At 71.1% G+C, this 24,964-nt stretch carries 20 protein-coding genes; 5 read left to right on the forward strand and 15 right to left on the reverse strand.

The annotated features are described in order from the left end of the window. Window positions 1-15: 15 nt before the first annotated feature. Window positions 16-1,395, reverse strand: coding sequence for a M16 family metallopeptidase (locus BM076_RS12760; protein WP_093713581.1), 1,380 nt, complete (start codon window positions 1,393-1,395; stop codon window positions 16-18). Window positions 1,396-1,602: 207 nt separating this feature from the next. Here BM076_RS12760 and BM076_RS12765 point away from each other — a divergent pair, with 207 nt between their 5' ends. Then, window positions 1,603-4,047, forward strand: coding sequence for a DNA gyrase/topoisomerase IV subunit A (locus BM076_RS12765; protein ID WP_093713582.1), 2,445 nt, complete (start codon window positions 1,603-1,605; stop codon window positions 4,045-4,047). 90 nt (window positions 4,048-4,137) lie between these two features. Beyond that, complete coding sequence (locus BM076_RS12770) at window positions 4,138-5,070, forward strand: sucrase ferredoxin (protein WP_093713583.1); 933 nt, start codon at window positions 4,138-4,140, stop codon at window positions 5,068-5,070. An 11-nt stretch (window positions 5,071-5,081) separates the two neighbouring features. Here BM076_RS12770 and BM076_RS12775 read toward each other — a convergent pair whose 3' ends face one another. The 3 genes from BM076_RS12775 to BM076_RS12785 form a co-directional block, all read right to left on the reverse strand. Beyond that, window positions 5,082-6,164 carry an ABC transporter substrate-binding protein gene (locus tag BM076_RS12775; RefSeq protein WP_093713584.1) on the reverse strand — a complete coding sequence of 361 codons (1,083 nt, stop codon included), beginning with the start codon at window positions 6,162-6,164 and terminating at the stop codon, window positions 5,082-5,084. Window positions 6,165-6,254: 90 nt separating this feature from the next. Then, window positions 6,255-7,133 carry an ABC transporter permease gene (locus tag BM076_RS12780; RefSeq protein WP_093713585.1) on the reverse strand — a complete coding sequence of 293 codons (879 nt, stop codon included), beginning with the start codon at window positions 7,131-7,133 and terminating at the stop codon, window positions 6,255-6,257. Next, window positions 7,123-8,001 (reverse strand): ABC transporter ATP-binding protein, encoded by an 879-nt coding sequence (locus tag BM076_RS12785; RefSeq protein ID WP_245796014.1) that lies wholly within the window; start codon window positions 7,999-8,001, stop codon window positions 7,123-7,125. Before BM076_RS12785 ends, BM076_RS12780 begins: the two co-directional genes overlap by 11 nt. 237 nt (window positions 8,002-8,238) lie before the next feature. Here BM076_RS12785 and BM076_RS12790 point away from each other — a divergent pair, with 237 nt between their 5' ends. Together BM076_RS12790 and BM076_RS12795 are read left to right on the forward strand one after the other, a co-directional pair. Further along, the gene (locus BM076_RS12790; protein ID WP_093713586.1) at window positions 8,239-9,966 is read left to right on the forward strand and encodes an ATP-binding protein; all 1,728 of its coding nucleotides are present in this window, start codon (window positions 8,239-8,241) and stop codon (window positions 9,964-9,966) included. Continuing rightward, complete coding sequence (locus BM076_RS12795) at window positions 9,963-10,655, forward strand: response regulator (RefSeq protein ID WP_093713587.1); 693 nt, start codon at window positions 9,963-9,965, stop codon at window positions 10,653-10,655. Before BM076_RS12790 ends, BM076_RS12795 begins: the two co-directional genes overlap by 4 nt. An 18-nt stretch (window positions 10,656-10,673) precedes the next feature. On the opposite strand, the gene BM076_RS12800 is transcribed toward BM076_RS12795, so the two are convergent. From BM076_RS12800 to BM076_RS12825, 6 genes are all read right to left on the reverse strand, one after another. After that, window positions 10,674-12,302, reverse strand: a complete 1,629-nt coding sequence (locus tag BM076_RS12800) for a solute symporter family protein (RefSeq protein ID WP_093713674.1) — start codon at window positions 12,300-12,302, stop codon at window positions 10,674-10,676. Window positions 12,303-12,343: 41 nt separating this feature from the next. Continuing rightward, entirely contained in the window at window positions 12,344-12,841 is a 498-nt protein-coding gene (locus tag BM076_RS12805) for a DUF485 domain-containing protein (RefSeq protein WP_245796015.1), read from the reverse strand. 95 nt (window positions 12,842-12,936) lie between these two features. Further along, window positions 12,937-13,614 (reverse strand): response regulator, encoded by a 678-nt coding sequence (locus tag BM076_RS12810; RefSeq protein ID WP_245796028.1) that lies wholly within the window; start codon window positions 13,612-13,614, stop codon window positions 12,937-12,939. 50 nt (window positions 13,615-13,664) lie between these two features. Beyond that, window positions 13,665-14,819: a sensor histidine kinase gene (locus tag BM076_RS12815; protein WP_093713588.1), complete on the reverse strand. Its 1,155-nt coding sequence runs from the start codon at window positions 14,817-14,819 to the stop codon at window positions 13,665-13,667. Further along, entirely contained in the window at window positions 14,816-15,295 is a 480-nt protein-coding gene (locus BM076_RS12820; protein WP_093713589.1) for a DUF1453 family protein, read from the reverse strand. Before BM076_RS12820 ends, BM076_RS12815 begins: the two co-directional genes overlap by 4 nt. Window positions 15,296-15,460: 165 nt before the next feature. Continuing rightward, the gene (locus BM076_RS12825) at window positions 15,461-17,581 is read right to left on the reverse strand and encodes a DNA gyrase/topoisomerase IV subunit B (RefSeq protein ID WP_093713590.1); all 2,121 of its coding nucleotides are present in this window, start codon (window positions 17,579-17,581) and stop codon (window positions 15,461-15,463) included. Window positions 17,582-18,023: 442 nt separating this feature from the next. On the opposite strand from BM076_RS12825, the gene BM076_RS12830 reads away from it, so the two are divergent. Then, complete coding sequence (locus BM076_RS12830; protein WP_093713591.1) at window positions 18,024-18,254, forward strand: DUF7455 domain-containing protein; 231 nt, start codon at window positions 18,024-18,026, stop codon at window positions 18,252-18,254. A gap of 142 nt (window positions 18,255-18,396) precedes the next feature. Here the strand turns inward: BM076_RS12830 and BM076_RS12835 are convergent, their stop codons facing one another. The 5 genes from BM076_RS12835 to BM076_RS12855 all read right to left on the reverse strand — a co-directional run bounded on the left by BM076_RS12835 (window position 18,397) and on the right by BM076_RS12855 (window position 24,937). Next, entirely contained in the window at window positions 18,397-19,245 is an 849-nt protein-coding gene (locus tag BM076_RS12835; RefSeq protein ID WP_366567472.1) for a S1 family serine peptidase, read from the reverse strand. 224 nt (window positions 19,246-19,469) lie between these two features. Beyond that, window positions 19,470-21,032: an RNA polymerase sigma factor gene (locus tag BM076_RS12840; RefSeq protein ID WP_093713677.1), complete on the reverse strand. Its 1,563-nt coding sequence runs from the start codon at window positions 21,030-21,032 to the stop codon at window positions 19,470-19,472. Between the two features lie 296 nt (window positions 21,033-21,328). Continuing rightward, complete coding sequence (locus BM076_RS12845) at window positions 21,329-22,291, reverse strand: FadR/GntR family transcriptional regulator (RefSeq protein WP_407640648.1); 963 nt, start codon at window positions 22,289-22,291, stop codon at window positions 21,329-21,331. A 51-nt stretch (window positions 22,292-22,342) separates the two neighbouring features. Continuing rightward, window positions 22,343-24,160, reverse strand: a complete 1,818-nt coding sequence (locus BM076_RS12850) for an ATP-binding cassette domain-containing protein (protein WP_093713593.1) — start codon at window positions 24,158-24,160, stop codon at window positions 22,343-22,345. Between the two features lie 42 nt (window positions 24,161-24,202). Continuing rightward, window positions 24,203-24,937: an NUDIX hydrolase gene (locus tag BM076_RS12855; protein ID WP_093713594.1), complete on the reverse strand. Its 735-nt coding sequence runs from the start codon at window positions 24,935-24,937 to the stop codon at window positions 24,203-24,205. Window positions 24,938-24,964 lie beyond the last annotated feature (27 nt).

The following is a 24,964-nucleotide window of genomic DNA, read 5'->3' on the forward strand; positions in this document are numbered from 1 at the left end:
CGGCCGCCTGCTCGCTCACAGCTCGCCCTCCTGCTCGGTCGAAGCGTCGTTGTCCCCGGCATCACCGGCGCTGTCGTCGGCTTCCTCGGCCGCGTCGCCGCCGGTCGGCTCGTACACCAGCACCGCGCGGTTGTCGGGCCGCAGCCGCGCGGCGGCCACCGCCCGCACCTGCTCGGGCGTGACGGCCAGCACCCGCTCGACCGCGGTCAGGGCGAGCTGCGGGTCGCCGAAGAGCACCGCGTAACGGCACAGCTCGTCGGCGCGGCCGCCGACGGTGGCCAGCCGGTCCAGCCACTCGCGCTCGATCTGCGCCTGCGCGCGCTCCATCTCCTCCGGGCTCGGCCCCTCCTGCGCGAAGCGGGCCAGCTCCTCGTCCACCGCGGCCTCGATGTCGGCCAGTTCGACCCCGCTGGACGCCTTGACGTCCAGCCAGCCGAGCGACGGCGCGCCGGCCAGCCGCAGCAGGCCGAAGCCGGCGGCCACGGCGCTGCGGTCGCGCCGTACCAGCCGGTTGTGCAGCCGGGACGACTCGCCGCCGCCGAGCATGGTCAGCGCCAGGTCGGCCGCGTCGCCCTCCACGGTGCCGTCCTCCGGCAGCCGGTAGGCGGCCATCAGGGCGCGCGAGGGCACGTCCTCCTCGACGACCTCGCGGAGCTGACCGCCCATCACGTCCGGCAGCGATCCGTCACGCGGAACGGGCTTGCCGTCGTGGGCGGGGATACTGCCGAAGTACTTCTCGATCCACGCCAGCGTCTGCTCGGGGTCGATGTCGCCGACCACGGACAGCACCGCGTTGCCCGGCGCGTAGTACGTACGGAAGAACGCGCGGGCGTCCTCCAGCGAGGCCGCGTCCAGGTCGGCCATCGAGCCGATCGGCGTGTGGTGGTACGGGTGCCCGTCGGGGTAGGCGAGCGCGGTGAGCCGCTCGAAGGCCGTGCCGTAGGGGACGTTGTCGTAGCGCTGGCGGCGTTCGTTCTTCACCACGTCGCGCTGATTGTCCAGGCTCTCCTGGTCGAGCGCCACCAGCAGGCTGCCCATCCGGTCGGCCTCCAGCCACAGGGCCAGTTCGACCTGGTGGGCGGGCATCGTCTCGAAGTAGTTGGTGCGTTCGAAGCTGGTGGTGCCGTTCAGCGAACCGCCCGCGCCCTGCACCAGTTCGAAGTGGCCGTTGCCCTTGACGCTGGCGGAGCCCTGGAACATGAGGTGCTCGAAGAGGTGGGCGAGACCGGTGCGGCCCTTGACCTCGTGGCGGGAACCGACGTCGTACCAGAGGCAGACGGCCGCGACCGGAGTGAGGTGGTCCTCGGAGAGCACCACCCGCAGGCCGTTCGCCAGGCGGTGCTCGGTGGCTGTCGGGCCGCTGGAGTGTGCCTCCGGCGTGGCCGTGTGACCCATGGGCAAGCTGTCCTTCCGGTCGCTGCTGCGTTACTGCGTAGAGTGCTGCCACTCTAGGCAAGCGAGCCGACCGTCCGCGATGTCGGTGGCACGGTCCACAATGGTCGGCGTCGCCCCCGCGCCCGACCGGCCCGCCCGGCCGACCGCACGACCGTACGACCAGATGACGAGTAGTTGCCGCGTCCAGATGAAGGAGCAGCCGCCGAGATGGCCCGCCGCACCGCGAAGACCCCGCCGCCCGACGATTTCGAGGAGCGCATCCTCGACATCGACGTCGTGGACGAGATGCAGGCCTCCTACCTCGAGTACGCCTATTCGGTGATCTACTCGCGGGCCCTTCCCGACGCGCGCGACGGCATGAAGCCGGTGCACCGCCGGATCGTCTACCAGATGAACGAGATGGGCCTGCGGCCCGACCGCGGCTTCGTGAAGTGTGCCCGCGTGGTCGGCGAGGTGATGGGCAAGCTTCACCCGCACGGGGACGCCTCGATCTACGACGCGATGGTGCGGATGGCCCAGCCGTTCTCGCAGCGGCTGCCACTGGTCGACGGGCACGGCAACTTCGGTTCGCTGGACGACATGCCCGCCGCGATGCGCTACACCGAGGCCCGGATGTCCGGCCCGGCGCAGCTCATGGTGGAGTCGATCGACGAGAACACCGTCGACTTCGCGCCCAACTACGACGGCCAGGAGCAGGAACCGGCGGTGCTGCCCGCCGCCTACCCCAATCTGCTGGTCAACGGCGCGTCCGGGATCGCGGTCGGCATGGCGACGAACATGCCGCCGCACAATCTCGTCGAGGTGATCTCCGCCGCCCGCCACCTGATCCGCTACCCCAACGCGGATCTCGACACGCTGATGCGGCACGTGCCGGGCCCCGACCTGCCGACCGGCGGCCGGATCATCGGCCTGTCCGGCATCCGGGACGCGTACGAGACCGGCCGCGGCACCTTCAAGATCCGCGCGACGGTGTCGGTGGAGGACGTGACGCCGCGCCGCAAGGGCCTGGTCGTCACCGAACTGCCGTTCACCGTCGGCCCGGAGAAGGTGATCTCCAAGATCAAGGACATGGTCGGCGCGAAGAAGCTGCAGGGCATCGCCGACGTCAAGGACCTCACCGACCGCGAGCACGGCCTGCGGCTGGTCATCGAGATCAAGAACGGCTTCAACCCCGAGGCCGTGCTGGAACAGCTCTACAAGCTGACGCCGATGGAGGACTCCTTCGGCATCAACAACGTCTGCCTGGTGGACGGCCAGCCGCTCACCCTGGGCCTGCGCGAGCTGCTCCAGGTCTATGTCGACCACCGTTTCGACGTGGTGCGGCGGCGCAGCGAATTCCGCCGTGCCAAGCGCCGCGACCGGCTGCACCTGGTGGACGGCCTGCTGGTGGCGCTCGTCGACATCGACGAGGTCATCGCGATCATCCGGGCCAGCGACAATTCGGCGGCGGCCAAGGACGCCCTGATGGAGCGCTTCGGGCTGAGCGAGGTCCAGACCCAGTACATCCTCGACACGCCGCTGCGCCGGCTGACCCGCTTCGACCGGATCGAGCTGGAGTCCGAGCGCGACCGGCTGAACGCGGAGATCGCCGAGCTGACCCGGATCCTCGACTCGGACGCCGAACTGCGCAAGCTGGTCTCGTCCGAACTGGCCGCCGTCGCCAAGCAGTACGGCACGGAGCGGCGTACGGTGCTGCTGGAGTCGGCGGGCGCGCCGGTGTCCGCGGTGCCGCTGGAGGTCGCCGACGACCCGTGCCGGGTGCTGCTCTCCTCGACCGGCCTGCTGGCCCGTACGACCAATGGCGAGGACTTCACCGACGGCGGTGCCAAACGCACCAAGCACGACGTGATCGTCTCCGCGGTGCCCACCACCGCACGCGCCGACATCGGCGCGGTGACCTCGGCCGGGCGGCTGCTGCGGCTGACCGTGATCGATCTGCCGATGCTGCCGGACACCGCGGGCGCGCCGTCGCTGGCGGGCGGCGCGGCGCTGTCGGAATTCCTGTCCCTGGAGGACGGCGAGCGGGTGCTCTGCCTGACCACGCTCGACGAGTCCTCGCCGGGGCTCGCGCTCGGCACCGAGCAGGGTGTGGTCAAGCGTGTGGTGCCCGACTACCCGCCGAACAAGGACGATCTGGAGGTCATCGGCCTCAAGGACGGCGACCGGGTCGTCGGCGCGGTGGAGCTGCGCACCGGTGAGGAGGACCTGGTCTTCATCACCGACGACGCGCAGTTGCTGCGCTATCCGGCCTCGCAGGTCCGCCCGCAGGGGCGGCCGGCCGGCGGTATGGCGGGCATCAAGGTGGCCGACGGCGCCAAGGTGATCTCCTTCACCGCCGTCGATCCGGCGGTGGACGCGGTGGTGTTCACCGTCGCGCGCGCCGAGGGCACGCTGGACGACTCGTCCGAGGGCACGGCCAAGCTGACACCCTTCGAGCAGTATCCGCGCAAGGGGCGCGCCACCGGCGGTGTCCGCTGCCAGCGGTTCCTGCGCGGCGAGGCCGGGCTCGCGCTGGCCTGGGCGGGCCCGACGCCCGCCCGCGCCGCGACCGCGGCCGGCGCACCGGCCGAGCTGCCGCCGAAGGACCCGCGGCGCGACGGGTCCGGTGTGCCGCTGGCGAAGCCGGTGGCCGTGGTGGCGGGGCCGGTATAGCCAGCCGGGTCAGAACGGACGTTCCCTCCGGAGGCCGGGTGGCTGGAATTCGCCGCCCGGCCGGGAGGCAATAGGCTCGGCGGTGTGAGTGTGAGCACCTGCACAAGCGCCTCGCTGGCCCTCGGCGAACCGGTGGCCGCCACGGCGGCCACCGCCACCACCTGGCTGCTGATCGAGCAGCCGGGACCCTGGGGCGCGAAGGCGCTGCGGGCGAGCCGGCTGGACCCGGCGACCGGCGGCGCGCTGGAACGGCTCGCCGAGGGCACCGGCGTCCGGGTCGCCCTGATCCGCCGGCCCGGCCGGCACGCCGACCTGCACCGACCGCGCAGGCACCGGGTGTACGTGGCGCACACCGCGCCCGGCGCCTCCTGGATCCGTACCGCGGAGGTCACGGATCCGGCCGAACTGGTCCGCCTGGACTTCGCGGCGCTGGGCGCCGGCACGCACTCCGGTTTCGGCGAGGCGTACGACGGCGCGCCGCTCGCCCTGGTGTGCACGAACGGCAAGCGGGACCAGTGCTGCGCGGTGCGCGGCCGGCCGCTGGCGGCGGAACTGGCCGCGTCCGGCGGCAGCGAGGTCTGGGAGATCACCCACCTCGGCGGCCACCGTTTCGCACCGACCATGCTCGTCCTGCCGTACGGCTACACCTACGGCCGGGTGGACGCGCACCACGCGAAGGGCGTGCTGGAGGCGGCGCGTACCGGACGGGTCGTCCTGGAGGGCTGCCGCGGCAGATCCGCCTGGGACCGGCCGGGACAGGCCGCCGACCTGGCCGTACGGGAGCTGACCGGCGAGGACCGTACGGCCGTCCTCGTGGTGGATTCGGTGGCGGCGGGCGAGGGCTCCTGGAGTGTGCGGGTGGCGCACACCGACGGGCGGGCGTGGCGGGTGGCCGTGACACAGGTGGCGGGGCTGCCGCCGCGCCCCGAGAGCTGCGGCGCGGCCCTCGGCACACCCGGCCGGATGGAGGTCACGGGGATCGAGCGGGTGGCCGGGGGCCGCGCGGACGCTGCCAGGTCCTAGGCACTATTTGACTACTTGACGTTCTTCACGAACTCGGTGGTGTAGGTCTTGTCCAGGTCCACCGTGGCGTGCTGGAGGTTGGGGTTGAACGCCTTCAGCACGGCCTCCACCGTGGCGGGTCCGTCCGGCGGCATCACCCCGTCGGTGGTGAACATCGGCAGCGTCGCCTTGATCGACTCGGCGTAGAGCTTCGCCCCGCCCTGCGCGTAGTCGGCCGGCATCTTGGCGGCGATCTCCTCGGGGCTGTGCGTGGACATCCACTTGAGGGTCTTGACGAAGGCGTTGGCCAGCTTCTGCACGGTCTCCTTGTGGCCGTTCACCCAGTCGGTGTTCATGTAGAGGCTGGAGGAGGGGTAGAGGCCGCCGAGCGCCTGCCGCGAGCCTTCGGGGGTGCGCATGTCGTACAGCACCTTGCCCGCGCCCTTGTCGAGGATCTGCGCGACGGTCGGGTCGGTGGTCATGCCGGCCTGGATGGAGCCCTGCTGGAGCGCGGCGATGAAGGTCTGGCCCGCGCCTACGGTGACCGGGGTGAAGTCGCTGACCTTGAGGCCGTTGTGCACGGCCAGGTATTTGGTGAGGAAGTCGGTGGAGGAGCCGAGGCCGGTCACGCCGAGCTTCTTGCCCTTGAAGTCCTTGGCGGAGGTGATGTCGCCCGCGGCCTTGGTGGAGACCACCTCGACCTCGCCCGGCGCCTGCGCGAACTGCACCACGGACTCGACCATCTTGTGCTTGGTCTGGAGGTCGAGGGTGTGGTCGTAGAAGCCGACGGCGCCCTGGACGTCGCCGGAGACCAGCGCGGTGGTGGCCTGCACACCGGCGGGTTCGCTCATCAGCGTCACGTTCAGGCCCTCGGCCTGGAAGTAGCCGAGCCGCTGGGTGAGCATCGCGGGCATGTAGATGACCTTGTCCAGGCCGCCCACCATGATCTTGACCTTCTCGGCGTTCTTGGCGGCGGGCGGGGCGGAGCCGGCGTCGGCGACGCTGTCCGAGCCGGAACCGGAGCCGGAGGAGGCGTCGTCGGCGCAGGCGGTGAGGGTGGTGAGGGCGAGGGCTCCGGCGAGGGCGAAGGCGGGGAGCTTGGCGTATGTGGGCATGGTCACGTCCTTGTAAGGAGGTGGGGCGGGGGCGGGCTTGCGCGGGGGCGGTCTTGCGCGGGGGCGGTCTTCGGAACGGGGAGGCGGGGGTCAGCGGTTCGTGCCGGGCTGGGCCGGCTTCCAGCGGAAGAGCCGCTTCTCCAGGAAGGTCAGCAGTCCCTCGGCGACCAGGGCGACGACGGCGAGGATCACCATGGCCGCGTAGACGCCGGCGGCGTTGAAGGTGCCCTGCGAGGCGGAGACGAGCAGGCCGATGCCCTTGGTGGCGCCGATGTACTCGCCGACGATCGCGCCGATCAGCGCGAAGCCGAAGCTGACGTGCAGGCTGGTGAAGATCCACGACGTGGCGGCGGGGATCACCACCTGGAAGGTGACGCGGCGGTTGCTCGCGCCGAGGATCCGCGCGTTGGCGACGAGATTGCGGTCGACCTCGCGGGCGCCCTGGAAGGCGTTGAAGAACACCGGGAAGAAGACCAGCACGACCGCCGAGGCCACCTTGGAGGCCGGGCCGAGGCCGAACCAGATCAGGAAGATCGGCGCCAGCACGATCCGCGGCAGCGCGTTGAGCACCTTCACATACGGTCCGAAGACGTCGGCCAGGAACCGTACGCGGCCGAGCGCGATACCGAGCACCACACCCGCGACGACCCCGATGATCCAGCCGAACAGGGCCTCGTAGAGCGTGTACCAGATCTGCTCGCCGAGCGGGCCCTGGGCGGTGCCGTGCAGTGTCCACTGCTTGATCTGGTCCCAGATCTTCGACGGCATGGAGAAGTTGAACGGGTCGATGACCCCGGTGCGGGCGAACCATTCCCACAGGCCGAGGACGAGCGCGAGCACCGCGAGCCGGCTGCCGTACACCAGCAGCGTGCGGTGGCGTACGGCGCGGGCCCTGGCCTTGGTGCGGTCGGCGGCACCGGTCTTGGCGGCGCGGGTCCTGACGGCCGGGGAGACGAGTTCAGGCGGCATGTCCTGCGCCCCTTTCACGGGTGATGCGGACCTCTTCGCCGAGCGACGACCAGATCTCGCGGTAGATCTCGACGAAGCGCGGCTGGAGCCGGACCTCCTCGACCTTGCGGGGGCGCGGCAGGTCGATGGTGAAGACCTCCTTGACGGTCGCGGGTCCTGCCGTCATCACCACGACCTTGTCGGCCAGCGCGATGGACTCCTCCAGGTCGTGGGTGACGAAGACGACCGAGGAGCCCGTACCGGCCCACAGGTCCAGGAGTTCGTCGGACATCAGCGCCCTGGTCTGCACGTCGAGCGCCGAGAAGGGCTCGTCCATCAGCAGGATGTCGGGGTCGTTGACGAAGGTCGCGGCGAGCGCGACGCGCTTGCGCTGGCCGCCGGAGAGCTGGTGCGGATAGCGGTCGGCGAAGGCGGTGAGGCCGACGCGGGCCAGCCAGTCGCGGGCCCGCTCGCGGGCCTCGGCCCTGGCGACGCCGCGGAAGCGCGGGCCGGCCATGACGTTGGACAGCACGGTCCGCCAGGGGAAGACGGCGTCCTGCTGGAAGACGAAGCCGACGTCGGGGTTGATGCCGCGGACTGCCTCGCCGGCCACCAGCACCTCGCCCTCCGTGGGCTCCTCCAGGCCGCTGACCAGGGTCAGCGTCGTCGACTTGCCGCAGCCGGTCGGCCCGACGACCGCGACGAATTCGCCGCGCCCGACGGTCAGGTCCAGATCTCTCACGGCGGTGTGCAGGGCGCCGGACGGGGTCCTGAACGCCTTGCCCGCCCCACGCAGTTCAATGGCGGGGCTGCTCGTATCGCGGCTCGGGGCGCTTTGCGGCGCGCTTTGCCGGGCGCCGCTCGGGTCACTGCTCGGGTCACTGCTCATGGCGGTGGAGGCTAGGAGCGGCCGGCCGGGCACCGGCAGTCTTGTGGGCGCAAGGCGCCTTCTGCGCACAAGCCGGTGTTCTGCTCGTTTTGCTCGCCCCCGCGCAACGAAAACGAAACGGACTCTGCCCATCCGCTCGTCCAGCGTTTACGTTGCGTTGACGACAGGGACGACGGGGCCGTCAGGGACGTCGTCCGGCAGGCAGGACAGTCGGGTCGTCGGCGAAGGAGCCCCACGATGCGGATCGGATGGCCGCGCCGCGTCTCGGCGCAGGTTCTGCTGATGCAGCTGGCCAGCGTCGTGGGCGTCACGGCGCTCGCCACCGGCCTCTTCCTGGCGCCGCTCAGCCACCAGCTCGACGAGCAGGCGATGCGCAGGGCGCTGGCGATCGCGCAGACCGTCGCCCTCAATCCGCAGGTGGAGGCCGACCTGGTGTCCTCGCGGCCGACGCCGGACGGTCCCGTGCAGGCCGAGGCCGAACGGGTCCGGCTGGAGACCCACGCCCTCTACATCGTGGTGATGGACACCCACGGCATCCGGTGGTCGCACACCGATCCGAAGGAGATCGGCAAGACCGTCTCGACCGATCCCAGCGTGGCGCTCCGCGGCGAGGAGATCATGCAGATCGACAGCGGCACGCTGGGGCGCAGCACGCGCGGCAAGGTGCCGCTGTACGACGCCTCGCACCGGATCGTCGGCGCGGTGTCGGTGGGCATCGCCTACGACGGCATCCTCGACCGGGCGCTGCGGCTGGCACCGAGCCTGCTGATGTACGCCGGTGCCGCGCTCGCCGTCGGGGTGCTGGCGGCGGTGTGGGGGTCGCGGCGCCTGCAACGGGCCACCCATGGTCTGGCCTTCGCCGACATCTCGGCGCTGCTGGACGAACGCGAGGCGATGCTGCACGGCATCCGGGAGGGCGTCGTCGCGCTGGACCGGGACGGGCGGGTGCAGCTGGTCAACGACGAGGCGCAGCGGCTGCTCGGCCTGGCCGAGGGCACGGACGCGGACTCGGGTACGGGTACGGGTACGGCTGCGGGCGGGGAGAAAGCTGCGGCCGAGGACGTCACGGGGCGCCTGCTGGACGACGTCCTGCCGCCGAGCCGTACGACCGACGTGCTGGCGGGGCGGGTCGAGGGCGCGGACCTGCTGACGGTGAGCGGGGGCCGGGTGCTGGTCGCCAACCGGATGCCGACCGGCGACGGCGGCGCGGTGGTCACCCTCCGGGACCGTACGGAGCTGGAGCTGCTCGGCCGCGAACTGGACTCCACGCACGGCCTGCTGGACGCGCTGCGCGCACAGGACCACGAGCACGCCAACCGGCTGCACACCCTGCTCGGCATGCTGGAGCTGGGTCTGCACGACGAGGCCGCGGGCTATGTCGCGGAGGTCGCCGACACCCACCGGGCGTCGGCGGAGGAGATCGCCGACCGGGTACGGGACCCGCTGGTGTCCGCGCTGCTGGTCGGCAAGACCGCCATCGCCGCCGAGCGCGGTACGGCGCTGCGGATAGCGCCCGGCACGCTGCTGCCGGACCGGGTGGTGGACCCGCGCGATGTGGTGACCGTCCTGGGCAATCTGATCGACAACGCGCTGGACGCCGCCGGCGGCCACCGTACGGTCCCCGCGCCCTTCGTCGAGGTCGAGCTGCGCGCCGAGGACGACACCACCCTGCTGCTGCGGGTCTCGGACACCGGGCCCGGGGTGCCGCCCGACGCGCGCGAACTGATCTTCACCGAGGGCTGGTCCACCAAGGAGCGGCCTCCGCACCGCGGTCGCGGTCTCGGCCTCGCCCTGGTGCGCCGGCTCGCCGAACGGTACGGGGGCCTGGCCCGCGTGACGGCGCGGGCGGGCGGCGGCGCGGTCTTCACCGTGGTGCTGCCCGAGGCGCTGGCGCCCGGTGCCGCATGCGCGGAACCGGTGGCGCCGGAGCCGGTGTTCGCGGTCGCCGGGGAGGCGGCCCGATGATCGACGTACTGGTGGTGGACGACGACTTCCGGGTGGCGGAGATCAACTCCGCGTACGTGGGCAAGGTGCCGGGCTTCCGGGTCACCGAGCGGGCACACACCGCGGCGCACGCCCTGTCCGTACTGGAGCGCACCAGGATCGATCTGGTGCTGCTCGACCACTATCTGCCGGACGAGACGGGGCTGACGCTGGTCCGCCGGATGCGGCAGCAGGGGCACCACGCGGACGTCATCATGGTGACGGCCGCCCGGGACGTCGCCACTGTGCAGGCGGCGATGCGGCTGGGGGCGCTCCAGTATCTGGTGAAGCCGTTCAGCTTCTCGGGGCTGCGGGCCAAGCTGGAGGGCTATGCGGCGCTGCGCCGCACCCTGGACGGCGTCGGCGGGCGGGGCGAGGCAGGGCAGGAGCAGGTCGACCGGATCTTCGGCGCGCTGCGTACGGCGGGCGCCGCCTCGGCCGAACTGCCCAAGGGCCACTCCGCGCCGACCGCCGACCTGATCCGCCGCGTCCTGCACGAGGCGGGCCGGCCGCTGTCCGCCCACGAGGTCGCCGAACGCGCCGGGCTCAGCCGCTCCACCGCCCAGCGCTACCTCAAGTATCTGGAGCAGGCCGGCCGGCTCCGGCTCACCCTCAAGTACGGCGACACCGGCCGCCCGGAGCACCGCTATGTCTGGGCGGCGACGGACTGAGCCGTGGCGGTGCGTTCCTCACGCGGCCCCGGCGCCGGTCAGCGAACGGACCTCCGTCTCCGCGTACTTCCCCGCGTCCGCATCCTCCGGCGAGAGCACCGTGCCGAGCCAGCCTGCGAGGAAGCCCAGCGGGATGGAGACCAGGCCCGGGTTCTCCAGCGGGAAGAGGTGGAAGTCGACGCCGGGGAACAGCGCGTCCGGCCGCCCGGAGAAGACCGGCGACAAGATCACGAGCACCAGGGCCGGTACGAGGCCGCCGTAGATCGCCCAGACCGCGCCGCGGGTGGTGAAGCGGCGCCAGAACAGCGAGTAGAGCAGGCCCGGCAGATTCGCGGAGGCGGCGACGGCGAAGGCCAGGCCGACCAGGAACGCGATGTTCTGGTCCTGGGCGAAGAGGCTGATGCCGATGGCCGCGGCGCCGATCCCGACGGCGGCGAAGCGTGCCACCCGCACCTCGTCCTCCTCCATCTCCCCTTCCTCCTTCGCCGCGTCGGCCGTCGCGCGGCGGCGCAGGGTCGCGTACAGGTCGTGGGCCACGGAGGCGGAGGAGGCCAGCGTGATCCCCGCGACGACGGCCAGGATGGTCGCGAAGGCCACGGCGCCGACCACCGCGAACAGCACGGTGCCGCCCGTCGTTCCCGCGCCGCCGCCGAGGATCTCGGCCAGCAGCGGCACCGCGGTGTTGCCCGCCTCGTTCGACGAGCGCACGGTGTCGGAGCCGACGACGGCCGCCGCCCCGAAACCCAGCACGATCGTCATCAGGTAGAAGGCCCCGATCAGCCCGATCGCCCACACCACCGAACGCCGCGCCGAGCGTGCCGTCGGCACGGTGTAGAAGCGCGACAGGATGTGCGGCAGCCCTGCGGTGCCCAGCACCAGGGCGAGGCCGAGGCTGATGAAGTCCAGCTTGGACGTCCAACTGCCGCCGTACTTCAGCCCGGGGCCGAGGAAGGCGTCGCCGTGCCCGCTGTTCGCCGCCGCAGCGTGCAGCAGGCTGTTCGGATTGCCGTGGAAGCGGACCAGGACCATCACGGTGAGCGTGATGGTGCCGCCGATCAGCAGGACGGTCTTGACGATCTGGATCCAGGTCGTCGCCCGCATCCCGCCGAAGGACACGTAGAACACCATCAGCGCGCCGACGCCGATCACGGTCCAGGTGCGGGCCGCTCCGTGCCCGCCGAGCAGCAGTCCCACCAGGCTGCTCGCGCCCACCATCTGCGCCACCAGATAGAGGATGGAGACCACCACGGACGAGGTGCCCGCCGCGATCCGTACCGGCCGCTGGCGCATCCGCGCGGACAGCACGTCCGCGAGGGTGTACCGGCCGCAGTTGCGCACGAGTTCGGCGACCAGCATCAGCACGACCAGCCACGCCACGAAGAAGCCCACCGAGTACAGCAGGCCGTCGTAGCCGAACAGCGCGATCAGCCCGGAGATGCCGAGGAAGGACGCCGCCGACATGTAGTCGCCGGCGATGGCCAGCCCGTTCTCCATCGGGGTGAACAGCCGTCCCCCGGCGAAGAACTCCACCGACGAACTGCGCCGCCGCCCCGCCCACGCGGTGATCGCCAGCGTCACCGACACGAAGAGCGTGAACAGGACGATGGCCAGGCCCTGGTGCTCCCCCGCTCCCGTCGCATCCGCCAGGTAACCGCCGCTCAGGCTTCCGCCGTTGAACCCGACCTCGCTCAACGCACCCGCTCCTGCCCGGTCCTGGTCGCCAGCGACCACCGCAGATCGAGCGCCGCCCGGTCCCGGCGCAGCCGGGCGTGCCGCGCGTAGGCCCAGGTCAGCAGGAAGGTGGTGGCGAACTGCGCCAGCCCCGCGACCATCGCCACGTTCAGGTCGCCCGCCACATGGTGCGCCATCAGGTCCGGTGCCGCGGTGGCCGCCACCACATAGAGCAGGTACCAGACCAGGAACGCCGCCACCGCCGGGAAGGCGAAGCCCCGGTACCGCGCGCGCACTTCCTGGAACGCCGCGCTGTCCTGCACCTCCAGATACACCGCCGACCGGTCCACCGCCCCGGTCTCCAGGTCCTGTCGCGGCGCGCCCTCCGGCCGGGTCCGCTCCGGCCCGGCCTCGGGGGCCGTCTGATCCGGGATCCAGAGGCCGGCTCCCGCCGTGTCCTGCCACGGATCGTTCATCCGCAGCGCCCCGGGGTCGACCCCGTCCTGCTTGTCCACCGGACTCTCCTCGTTCCACCGGCCGAGCGGCCGGTGCGCCCAATCATGGACAGAGTGGGAAGATCCAGAACGAACAAGCAGAAACCTTCACCCCATCAGGTGATGCCGTGCCGGTAGGCATATCCGACCGCCTGTGCGCGGTCCCGTACCCCGGTCTTGGCGAACAGGTTGTTGATGTGCGTCTTCACCGTCGCCATGCTCACGTGCAGCCGCCCCGCGATCTCGGTGTTGGAGAGCCCGTCGGCCACCAGCGCCAGCACTTCCGCCTCACGTGCCGTCAGCCCGTCAGGCAGTCTCCTGTGTCCGCCGTTCTCCTCTCCCCCGGTCCGCCCTCCACGGTCCTGCGACGGTCGTCCGCCGCCCTGCCCCTGCGCCTCTGCTCCCCCTTCCGTCCGCCGCTCGGGTCCCGTCCCGGCCAGCGCGTCCAGCACCCGGCTCTGTACCGCCGGCGACAGTCCCGCCTGCCCGGCCGTCACATCCGCGATCGCCCGCGCGATCTCGTCCCCTCCCGCGTCCTTGGTCAGATATCCCCGCGCCCCGGCCCGCAGCGCCGGAAAGAGCGAGTCGTCGTCCGCGTATGTCGTCAGCACCACCACCTGCGTCGCCGGATACTGCGTCCTGATCCGCCGTGTGGCCTCCACGCCGTCGCAGCGCGGCATCCTCAGATCCATCAGCACCACCTCCGGCCGGTGGTCCCCCACCAGCCGTACCGCCTCCTCCCCGTCCGCCGCCGCACCCACCACCTCGATGCCGGGCAGCAGCCCCAGCAACATCACGATCCCTTCGCGCACGACCGTCTGGTCGTCCGCGACCACCACCCGCGTCACGCGGGCACCCGCAAGCGCACCACGAAGCCCTCCTCTGCCGGTCCGGCATCGAGCGCGCCGCCCAACAGCTCCGCGCGCTCCCGCATCCCACGAAGACCGTAGCCCGATCCGGATGCCTCCAGAGAGTTGTCCACAGGCGCTCTGCCGCCGAAGTCCCGGAACTCCAGCTCCACCTCGTCGCTCCGGTACTCCAGCCGCAGCGCGACCCTGGCCCCCGGCGCGTGCTTGCGCACATTGGTCATCGCCTCCTGCGCCACCCGCCGCACCGCGAGCCCGGCCTCCGCCGGAAGGCAGCGCGCGTCCCCGCACACATCCAGGTCTGCGCCCTCCGACGCGACCAGCTCACGCAGGAACTCCTCCACCGGCGACATGTCCCCGCGCAGCGCCGACAGCGCCTGCCGCGTCTCGGCCAGCCCTTCCCGTGCCATCCGCCGGGCCGCGATCACCCGTTCCAGCACCACATCCTGCTCGGCGCCCCGCTCGATCAGCAGCCGCGTCGCCTCCAGATGCACCGTCTGCGCCGACAGGCTGTGCGCCAGCACATCGTGGATCTCCCGCGCGATCCTGGCCCGTTCCGCCAGCGCCGCCGACTCGGCCTCCGCCGCCCGCGCCGCCCGCTCCTGCGCCAGCAGCTGCTGCGTCTGCCCCCGGGCCTCCGCGTCCAGCCGCACGATGTACCCCGCGAGGCTCAGCCCCGCCACCGTCAGCACGGTGACCAGCCAGTTGTCGGACGTCCCGAGCAATGCGTAGGCGACCAGGGCCGTCCCGCTCGCCGGCACCGCCACCACCAGAGGCAGCCGTTCCATCGCCAGCACCGCGCAGGTGCACCACACCACGGTCGCGAACGTCCTGTGGTCGAACGCCTGGAGCACAAACGCGGCGGCGAGCATCGACACCAGCACGGCGAGCGAAGGCCCCATCCGGTGCCGCAGCGTGAATCGGAAGAACGCCCACACCGCTGCCACCGTCGCCGCCAGACCCGCGACGGCGACAGCCGTCTGCCAGCGGTTCAGGTGGGCGCCGGCCAGGATCGCCCAGAGCGCCCCGCTCACGATCAGCAGCCGTACGAGCTTGCCGATCCCCTGCCGGACGATCGGCCGGTTCTCCCTGGACAGCGCCTCTTTCGAGGGCCAGGACGTCCAACTGCTCATGAAACGGTACGGTACGACGGCTCCACGCTCTGGGCCCGCCAGACAAGGACCCCGGTGCGTATCAGCAGGGTCGCCGCGAGACCGATCATGAAGGAGCCGGTCTCCTGGTGTATCCCCATGGCGGCGCCCACCCCGTACAACGCGACCCTCGCCCCCACACCGGCGACCCACACCCCGATCGTCGCCTTGCCGCCCTGCACCCAGACCGCACCGTCCTTCTCGGTCCAGACCCGCGTGCTCCACGCCCACGCCACACCCATGGCCGCGGCGATCAGCAGCTCCACGGCCATCAGCCCGATCGCGCCCTGCCGGTGCTCGGGATCGATCAGCCCGTGCTGCCGCAGCCCCATGAACACCAGCACGGCCGGTATCAGCCACCACCGCCGGCCGCCCGTGACCTTCCTGGGCCTGAGCTGGCGGACGACCACCCACGCGACGACCGCGACGATCACCACCGCGTCGACCGGACCGGACATGGCGGCCCCCTCCGTAGCGAGTTCTCGGACATCGGCACCCTGCCGACACCCTCAAAACTACGGAAACCCGCAGGTCAGCGGATCAAGCCCCGGGTTGAATCTCCCTCTCCACCCCCAGGTGGAGACCCACCCACCCCACCCCGCCCGACCTCCACCCGCCAGACCTCAGACGTCGATCCTGGCCCGGTCCAGCGTCGAGGCCGAGTTGGTGATGAACTCCTTGCGCGGGGCGACCTCGTTGCCCATCAGGAGGTCGAAGGCCAGCTCGGCGGCTTCGAGGTCGCTGATGTTGATGCGGCGCAGGGTGCGGTGGCGCGGGTCCATGGTGGTTTCGGCGAGCTGGTTGGCGTCCATTTCGCCGAGGCCCTTGTAGCGCTGGATGCTGTCCTTGTAGCGGACGTTGCGGCGCTGGAGGTCCAGCAGGGTCTGGCGCAGCTCGTTGTCGGAGTAGGTGTAGAGGTACTTCTCCTGGCCCTTCTTGGGCTGGACCAGCTCGATCCGGTGCAGCGGCGGGACGGCGGAGAAGACCCGGCCCTGCTCGACCATCCGGCGCATGTAGCGCTGGAAGAGGGTGAGCAGGAGGCAGCGGATGTGGGCGCCGTCGACATCGGCGTCGGCGAGGAAGATGACCTTGCCGTAGCGGGCCTGGTCGATGTCGAAGGTGCGGCCCGACCCGGCTCCTATCACCTGGATGATCGCGCCGCACTCGGCGTTCTTGAGCATGTCCGAGATGGACGACTTCTGGACGTTGAGGATCTTGCCGCGGATCGGCAGCAGGGCCTGGAACTCGGAGTTGCGGGCGAGCTTGGCGGTGCCGAGGGCCGAGTCGCCCTCGACGATGAACAGTTCGCTGCGGTCCACGTCGTCGCTGCGGCAGTCGGCGAGCTTGGCCGGCAGGGAGGACGTCTCCAGGGCCGTCTTCCTGCGCTGCGCCTCCTTGTGCTGCCGGGCCGCGATCCGGGTCCTGGCGGCGGCGACGGTCTTCTCCAGCACGGCGCGGGCCTGCGCCTTGGCGTCGCGCTTGGTGGAGATCAGGAATTCCCGCAGTTCCTTGGCGACGACATTGGCCACGATGCGGTTGGCGGCCGAGGTGCCGAGCACCTCCTTGGTCTGGCCCTCGAACTGCGGCTCGGCCAGCCGTACGGTGACGACCGCCGTGAGGCCCTCCATCGCGTCGTCCTTGACGATGTCGTCCTCGGCGACGCGCAGCAGCTTCGCCGAGCGCAGCACCTCGTTCATCGTCTTGGTGACGGAGCGCTCGAAACCGGTCACATGGGTGCCGCCCTTGGGGGTGGCGATGATGTTCACGAACGACTTGGACGTCGTCTCGTAGCCGGTGCCCCAGCGCAGCGCGATGTCGACGCCCAGCTCGCGGGTGACCTCGGTGGGCGTCATGTGGCCGCGGTCGTCGAGGACCGGCACCGTCTCCTTGAAGGTGCCGGAGCCGGACAGCCGCAGGACGTCGCAGATCGGCTTGTCGGGGGCGAGGAAGTCGCAGAATTCGCTGATGCCGCCGTCGTAGTGGAAGACCTCCTCGACGGGCTTGTCCGAGTCGATGCCACGCTCGTCGCGCACCGCGATGGTCAGGCCGGGCACCAGGAAGGCGGTCTGCCGTGCGCGCTGGTGCAGGGTGTCGAGGGAGAGCTTGGCGTCCTTGAGGAAGATCTGCCGGTCGGCCCAGAAGCGGACCCGGGTGCCGGTCCGGGTCTTGGGGATCCGCTTGGCCTTGGTGAGCCCGCCCGCGGGGTCGAAGGGCGCGTCGGCGCCGGACTCGGTGAAGATGCCGGGGACGCCGCGGCGGAAGCTCATGGCGTGCGTGTGGCCGCCGCGGTCGACCTCGACGTCCAGCCGGGCGGACAGCGCGTTCACCACGGACGCGCCGACGCCGTGCAGACCGCCGGAGGCCGCGTACGAGCCGCCGCCGAACTTTCCGCCCGCGTGCAGCTTGGTCATGACGACCTCGACGCCGGACAGGCCCGTCTTGGGTTCCACGTCGACAGGGATGCCCCGGCCGTTGTCCCTGACCTCGACCGAGCCGTCCTCGTGCAGCAGGACCTCGATGCGGTCGCAGTGGCCGCCCAGGGCTTCGTCGACGGAGTTGTCGATGATCTCCCACACGCAGTGCATCAGGCCGCGACTGTCCGTCGACCCGATGTACATGCCGGGCCGCTTGCGGACCGCCTCCAGCCCTTCCAGGACGAGCAGGTGCCGCGCGGTGTAGCTGGAGCCGTCGCGATCTGAACCCGTCAGCAGCGCAGAGGTCGGCGCGGATGTTTCGGCGGTCACGCGGGCAACTCCTCGATCAGGAAAGTTCTGAAGTTTTTTTCAGCCGTGTCGGTGAGAGGGTACCGATGCCGGGAGGGGTGACAGCGCCGCGACCCGGTATCCGGGCCTCATCACGGCCCTCGCCCCGGTCTCCATGCTAGCCCTCTTCGAGCACGCGTTCGATAACCCGCACGAGTGATACACATGTCACGTTCCCAAAGAGGCATGAACCATTTAGGCTCCGGGCACGTCCTCAGCAACAACCGGCAAGCCAGCCGGGAGCAAGTCCGGACAACAGCTCCATAAGCGACATCTGACGCAACTGACTCCTATTCGCCGCCAATCGGTAACATCCAGTCACTCCGAGGTCGGTTTTCGAGGAAAAGCCGAGAGCGGGAACGTTTTCGGCCTGGTTGGATGTTGACCCTGGTACGACAGCTCGTCGAGCTAGAGAAGAGGCGACGTGACTACTGTTCTGACCCCCGCGAGTCCGCTGACAGCGGCAGACCGCTGCGACCGTTGCGGCGCTCAGGCATACCTGCGCGTTGTCCTCATCAGCGGTGGTGAGCTGCTCTTCTGCGGACACCATGGACGCAAGTTCGAGCCGGAGCTCAAGAAGATCGCTTCGGAGATACAGGACGAGACCGGACGGCTGACCGACACCCCGGCAACGGCGGGAGACGACGAGCGCTGACACATCGCATCAGCGACGAGTTCGAGCCGGCGGGCGGACAGACCCCTTGAGGGGGTGTCCGCCCGCCGTCTTCCGTCGGAGCCCTCTGCCGGTCGGCCGAACCCGGCCCCGTACGGGCTCCAGGGCCCACGAGTCCCCGTAATCAGCTGTGCGCGGCCACCAGTGACGCCACGGCCGACACACGCGTGTAAACGCCCGGGTACGCCGCCTCGGCGCAGCCGCTGCCCCAGGACACCAGACCGATCACCCGGTCCGCCACGACCAACGGACCGCCGCTGTCGCCCTGACAGGCGTCCTTGCCACCCCCCTTGGCGCCCGCGCACATCATCGACGCGCGCACATAGGTGCCGTCGAAACTCCCCGGATACGCCTGCGCGCACGCCGTGTCCGAGAAGACCGTGACCGTCGCCGTACGCAGCGTGTCCGAGTACGTGCCGCGGCCGGTCGTATCGCCCCAGCCGTACACATGCGCCTGCGTACCGGCCCGGTAGTCGTCCGTGTCGGACGCGTCCGCCATCGCGATGGTGGCCTCCTTCGGCAACGCGGACGCCAGGGTGATCACAGCGATGTCGCCGGCGTTCGTGTCCGGATCGAAGGACGGGTTGGCCCACACCTGGGACAGCTTCAGCTCCTGCCCCGCGCTGCCGCTGAGGTCGGTGCGCCCGGCGATGACACGCAGATCAGGCAGCTGCCGCCAGTCCCCGACGCCGAGCGCTTCCCGGCCGAAGCAGTGCGCGGCGGTGATCACGGTGCGGGGCGCCACCGCCACCGCGCCGCAGAATTGGCCGGATCTGCCCGACCCGAAGCGTTTACGGCTGGCCAGCGCCACGACCCAGGGCGCACGGTCCGTGCTGGTCGGGCTGCCGCCGACCACGACGCCATTGGCGGCCGCCGGCGTCGCGGGGGCGACCAGCGGCACCGCGACGGCCGGCAGCAGCGCGGGCAGCAGGGCCGCGGCCAGGGAACCGACCCTGGCCCGTCGGCCGAGCACGGTGCGACGGCGCCCGGCGGCGGCACGACGGCGGCCTGTGACGGCACGACGGCGACCTGTGACGGCACGGAAGGGGAAACGCATACGGCCTCCTGACCCTGTGGATCACTCTGGACACCCAGAGTGATCGATGGGGCCGGAGGCCGCATCCGCAATGGCGCCATGTCCGGGCGAACTCATCCGCACCGGCGACGCCGCGAAAATCCGTTCAGTCGAGAATCCGCTTAGTCGAGGTAGTCCCGCAGGACCTGCGACCGCGACGGGTGGCGCAGCTTGGACATCGTCTTGGACTCGATCTGCCGGATCCGCTCGCGCGTGACGCCGTAGACCTTGCCGATCTCGTCCAGCGTCTTCGGCTGCCCGTCGGTGAGGCCGAAGCGCATGGAGACCACGCCCGCCTCCCGCTCGGAGAGGGTGTCGAGCACCGAGTGGAGCTGTTCCTGCAACAGCGTGAAGCTGACCGCGTCGGCCGGGACGACCGCCTCGGAGTCCTCGATGAGGTCACCGAACTCGCTGTCGCCGTCCTCGCCCAGCGGGGTGTGCAGGGAGATCGGCTCGCGACCGTACTTCTGGACCTCGATGACCTTCTCGGGGGTCATGTCGAGTTCCTTGGCCAGCTCCTCCGGGGTGGGCTCGCGGCCCAGGTCCTGGAGCATCTGGCGCTGCACACGGGCCAGCTTGTTGATGACCTCGACCATGTGCACCGGGATACGGATGGTGCGGGCCTGGTCGGCCATGGCGCGGGTGATCGCCTGCCGGATCCACCAGGTGGCGTAGGTGGAGAACTTGAAGCCCTTGGTGTAGTCGAACTTCTCGACCGCGCGGATCAGACCGAGGTTGCCCTCCTGGATCAGGTCCAGGAAGAGCATGCCGCGGCCGGTGTAGCGCTTGGCGAGCGAGACCACGAGGCGGAGGTTGGCCTCCAGCAGGTGGTTCTTGGCCCAGCGGCCGTCCTCGGCGATGATCTCCAGCTCGCGCTTGAGCTTGGGGGCGAGCTTGTCGGCGGCGGCCAGCTTGTCCTCGGCGAACAGACCGGCCTCGATGCGCTTGGCGAGCTCGACCTCCTGCTCGGCGTTGAGCAGCGGGACCTTGCCGATCTGCTTGAGGTAGTCCTTGACCGGGTCGGCGGTGGCACCGGCGACGGCGACCTGCTGGGCAGGCGCGTCGTCCTCGTCGTCGTCGGAGAGCACGAAGCTCTCGGACTCCGACTTCTCGCCCTCCTCCTCGCCGCCCTTGCCGGCGGCGGCCTCCTCGACCGTCTCCTCCGCCTCGACGGCCTCGTCCTCGCCGGTGGCCGACTTCTTGGCCGCCACCTTCTTGACCGGGGCCTTCTTGGCCGCGGTCTTCTTGACGGCGGCCTTCTTCGCCGGCGCCTTCTTTACTGGGGTCTCCGCCTCCACCGATGGCTCCACCGTGGTCTCGGCCTCGACCTCCGCCTGCGGGGCGGCGGCCTTGGGCGCAACGGTCTTCTTGGCAGGGGCCGCCTTGGTGGCGACCGTCTTGGTGGCAGTACGCTTCGCCGGGCTCTTGGCTGCGACGCTCTTACGGGTGCGCTTGGGCGCCTCAGCGGAAGTCACCATCAGCGTCACACCCTCCTCGTCGAGGACCTGGTTGAGGCTGCGCAGAACGTTCTTCCACTGGGTTGCCGGAATCTGGTCCGCTTCGAACGCCCGACGCACATCGTCGCCGGCGATCTGCCCCTGGGCCTTACCCTGCTCGATGAGCGCCATCAGAGACTCGGACTCGGCGATCTCGGACGGGAGCGTACGGGATGTGCTGGCCGACACGAACAACCTCTCGGAACGATGGGAACGACTCGGTGGAACCGCACAGGCACTCAGCGTCAGAATCGACGCCGAATATTCCTCGTGCCGTGGCCACCTCTTAAGTCATCGCGCTGCCTCGCCAAGCGTTACGCCCAGCTTACGTGGCCCGAGTCACACCCTAAATCGTGCAGATAGGCATTAAATCCGGACACTTGCCGCGCGGGGGGTGCGACGGCGGCTGTCACGCTTGCGCCGGCGCTCACATGGAACCGCCGCCGACCCCGGGATTCCGGGGCCCGCGGCGGACGGCGGGGCGGTCAGTGCTGCTCGCGCGGACCGGGGACGACGTGGTCGGCGGGAGCCGACTCGGGCTGCTCGGGCTGGACCGTGAGGAGCTGGCGCATCGCGGCCTCGGCCGTGACGCCGTCGCTCTCGGCGAGCGCCTCGACGATCCGCTGGTGCAGGCCGACCGACGTGTCGCCGGGCCGGTCGCAGCCGGTGGCCGGACCGCCGGAGACGTGCAGCGCGGACGAGACGATCCCGGACAGGTGCTCCAGCATCCGATTGCCCGCGACCTGGAGCAGCAGGGCGTGGAATTCGGCGTCGGCGCGGGAGAAGGTCAGCGCGTCGCCCTGGGCGGCGGCGTGCGCCATGATCTCCGCCATGTCGGCGAGGCGCTGCTGCACGTCCTCACGGCCGTGGCCGGCGGCGAGCCGGGCGGCAAGCGGTTCGATCGTCCAGCGCAGTTCGAGCAGTTCGCGGCGCTGGTCGTCGCGCTGCGGCCCGAAGGCGCGCCATTCGATGATGTCGGGGTCGAGCAGATTCCAGTCGCTCACCGGCCGGACCCGGGTACCGACGTTGGGCCGGGCGCTGACGAGGCCCTTGGCCTCCAGCACCCGCAGGGACTCGCGCACGACGGTGCGGGAGACCTCGAAGCGCTGGCCGATCTCCTCGGGGACCAGCGGGCGGTCGGCGCCCAGATCGCCGGAGACGATCATCTGACCGAGCTGCTGGACGAGTTGTCCGTGCAGTCCCCGGCCGCGGCTGCCGCCGGCCCGGCGGCCCATCCGGCCCATGTCCGGCTCCACGCCTTCCCAGGACGGCAGTCCTGGTCGGTCGGTGCCGGGGGCTTCGGCGTACGAGTAGCGGTCCAGCTCGCCCGAGCCGGCGATTGCGGAGTCGGCAGAACGAGCCGCGGTCATCATTGTGTGCGCAAGGGTACTCACGCATCCTTTGTCGGCGATGCCGATGCGGGCCTTGAGGGCTTTGCTGAAAAGCACACGAAAGGGTGAGCGCTCATCACCTCATAATTGACGTCTTATGGCGATGAATCATCCCTTTTTGCTGGTGAGTGGCCCACTTCGGCCGACTCGGGCGGCAGTTGGGCGGGGCCGGCGCCGTCGGCCGCGCAACGCGGCTGCGACATAGGCGCAGATCAGCACCCCCAGTGACAACACCAGCGCGGACACGACCGGTTGTGCGGCGAAACGCAGCACGTCCCTGGCCGCTCCGCCGCCGCCCTGCGAGACACCGGTGAGCACCGACCACAACGCTCCGCCCGCGTCCACGAGTTGTCGCGCCACCGGCCCACCGAACAGGCCCCGCACGGCCGGTGCGACGAGCAGCGGTACCGCGAGGACGGCGGCGACGCCGAGCGCGGTGGTACGGAACACGCCGGCGGCGAGCAGTCCCGCCCAGGCGCAGCCGACGGCGATCGCCGCCCAGCCGGCGAGTGCGGCGGGCAGTGCCGCGAGGTCGGGCGCGTGTCCGGGGCCGAGGGTCAGGCGCAGCGCCACGGTGTCGGCGACGGCGGCGACCGTGGCGAGCAGCAGCGCGCAGACCCCGCTCACGGCGAGCTTGGCGCCGAGCAGGCGCAGCACGCGTGGTTCCGGTCCGTATCCGGGTGCCAGGGCGGGGTAGCGGAACTCCTGGCCGTAGGCGAGCGCGCCCAGCGCCCCGGCGCCCACGGCGGCGGCCGGCAGCGGGATCCGGGCGGCCCATCCGGAGATCAGCCGCAGCGGCGGTGTGGATCCGGTGCCGGCGCGTGCCATCAGTACGGTGCTGACCACCGAGCCGATCAGGGCCGCGCCGGCCACCGGCCACGGCGTGAGCACCCCGAACGCCCGCCGCAGTTCGTACCGCAGAGGATGGACCGGGCCGTGCTGCCGTACGGGGTGCCGGCGCGGGGCGGCGGGCGTCGGCGGTACGCGGCCGGCGTCGGCGTCGGTGCCCGTACCGGTTGTGCCGGTGGTTTCGACGCGAGCGCCGGTCCTGGGGTCCCGGTCGTCCGGGGCGGATCCGTCGCCGCGTTCCTCGGCGAGGTGGTGCAGCAGGATGCCGTGGCGGTAGGCGGTCTCGCCCACGGCGGCCGAGTTGGTGCCGTAGACGGCGATACGACTGCCGGTCGCGGCGATCACCTCGGCGCCGCTGTCGGCCAGGAGCGCGCCCAGCCGCTGCGCGTAGGGCGAGCGGACGGCGACGAAGGGGCGCATCCGGGTGCGGGCGAAGTGCGCGGACGACTGGTCCGCGACGAGGCGGCCCTTGTCCAGGACGATGACATGGTCGGCGGTGCGGGCCAGCGCCTTGGAATCGCGGCCGGTGAGCAGGACGGCACCGCCGCCGGCGGCGTGCCGCCGCACCAGCGCGTGCACCCAGGCGGCCTCGCGGGCGGGGAGGTCGCGTACCGGGTCGTCCAGGATCAGCGCTCGGGGCCCGGCGAGCAGCGCGGCGGCGAAACCGAGCCGCCGGTCCATGCCGAGCGCGTACGTGCCGAGCCGCTGGTCGGCGACCTCCGCCAGGCCGACCTCATCAAGGACTTCGTCGGCGCGGGTCGCCGGCAGGCCGAAGGCGGCGCAGAGCATACGGAGATGGCCGCGGGCGGTGCGCCCGGGGTGTCCCGGTACATCGCCCAGCAGGGCGCCGACCGCGCGGGCGGGGTGGGTCAGGTCGCGCAGCGGGCGGCCGTCCACAAGCGTGGCGCCGCGTCCCGGTTCCAGGCCGAGCAGCAGCCGCAGCGCGGTGGACTTGCCGGAACCGGCGGGACCGAGCAGGCCGGTGACCTCGCCCGGCCGGATGTCGAACGTGAGGTCGGCGACGGCGGGCGGGGCGTTGCGGCGGGGCATGCTGGTCAACCCGATGGCCTGGATCACCCTTGAACCATAGCTCCGCATATGGGCGATTTGCCGAAAGAGCTAGACCTCGGGCCGCAGCATCGGCGGATTGAGCAGAGTGGCCCCGCCCGCCCTGAACAACTGTGCGGGACGGCCGCCCTGACGGGTCGTCGTCCCCCCGGTCGGCACGAGGAAGCCGACCGTGCCGGTCACCTTCCGGTGGAAATTGCGCGGGTCCAGCGCCACGCCCCACACCGCCTCGTAGACCCGCCGCAGCTCCCCCACGGTGAACTCGGGCGGGCAGAAGGCGGTGGCCAGCGAGGAGTACTCGATCTTGGACCGGGCCCGCTCCACCCCGTCCGCGAGGATGCGGTCGTGGTCGAAGGCCAGCGGCGCCGTCTCCCCCGTGTGTTCCTGGCCGCCCTCGGCCACCAGCGAGCCGACCGGCGCCCAGCGCGCACTGCGGGCGTCACCGCCGGCCCGTGGCGCCGGAAGGTCGGGGGCCAGCACCAGATGAGCGACGCTGACCACCCGCATCCGCGGATCACGCTGCGGGTCCCCGTAGGTGGCGAGCTGCTCCAGATGGGCACCGTTCTGCGCCCGCAGCCCGGTCTCCTCCGCCAGTTCCCGCGCGGCGGCCTGCGACAGGTCCTCGTCCTCCCGGACGAATCCCCCGGGCAGCGCCCACCGCCCCTGGAACGGCGGTTCTCCCCGCCGTACCGACAGCGCGCACAGCTCATGATGTCGCACGGTGAGTACGACCAGATCGACGGTGACGGCAAAGGGCGGGAAGGCCGACGGGTCGTAGGGCGACATGGCGCGATCATAGTCGTCTGCCTGACG

This window comes from Actinacidiphila alni (assembly GCF_900112845.1).
GTDB lineage: Bacteria > Actinomycetota > Actinomycetes > Streptomycetales > Streptomycetaceae > Actinacidiphila > Actinacidiphila alni.

Excerpts from the sequence above, each read along its gene's own strand:
- BM076_RS12760 (WP_093713581.1), bottom strand. The coding sequence starts at position 1,395 with ATGGGTCACACGGCCACGCCGGAGGCACACTCCAGCGGCCCGACAGCC.
- BM076_RS12765 (WP_093713582.1), top strand. The coding sequence starts at position 1,603 with ATGGCCCGCCGCACCGCGAAGACCCCGCCGCCCGACGATTTCGAGGAG.
- BM076_RS12775 (WP_093713584.1), bottom strand. The coding sequence starts at position 6,164 with ATGCCCACATACGCCAAGCTCCCCGCCTTCGCCCTCGCCGGAGCCCTC.
- BM076_RS12780 (WP_093713585.1), bottom strand. The coding sequence starts at position 7,133 with ATGCCGCCTGAACTCGTCTCCCCGGCCGTCAGGACCCGCGCCGCCAAG.
- BM076_RS12785 (WP_245796014.1), bottom strand. The coding sequence starts at position 8,001 with ATGAGCAGTGACCCGAGCAGTGACCCGAGCGGCGCCCGGCAAAGCGCG.
- BM076_RS12790 (WP_093713586.1), top strand. The coding sequence starts at position 8,239 with ATGCGGATCGGATGGCCGCGCCGCGTCTCGGCGCAGGTTCTGCTGATG.
- BM076_RS12795 (WP_093713587.1), top strand. The coding sequence starts at position 9,963 with ATGATCGACGTACTGGTGGTGGACGACGACTTCCGGGTGGCGGAGATC.
- BM076_RS12810 (WP_245796028.1), bottom strand. The coding sequence starts at position 13,614 with ATGTTGCTGGGGCTGCTGCCCGGCATCGAGGTGGTGGGTGCGGCGGCG.
- BM076_RS12815 (WP_093713588.1), bottom strand. The coding sequence starts at position 14,819 with ATGAGCAGTTGGACGTCCTGGCCCTCGAAAGAGGCGCTGTCCAGGGAG.
- BM076_RS12820 (WP_093713589.1), bottom strand. The coding sequence starts at position 15,295 with ATGTCCGGTCCGGTCGACGCGGTGGTGATCGTCGCGGTCGTCGCGTGG.
- BM076_RS12855 (WP_093713594.1), bottom strand. The coding sequence starts at position 24,937 with ATGTCGCCCTACGACCCGTCGGCCTTCCCGCCCTTTGCCGTCACCGTC.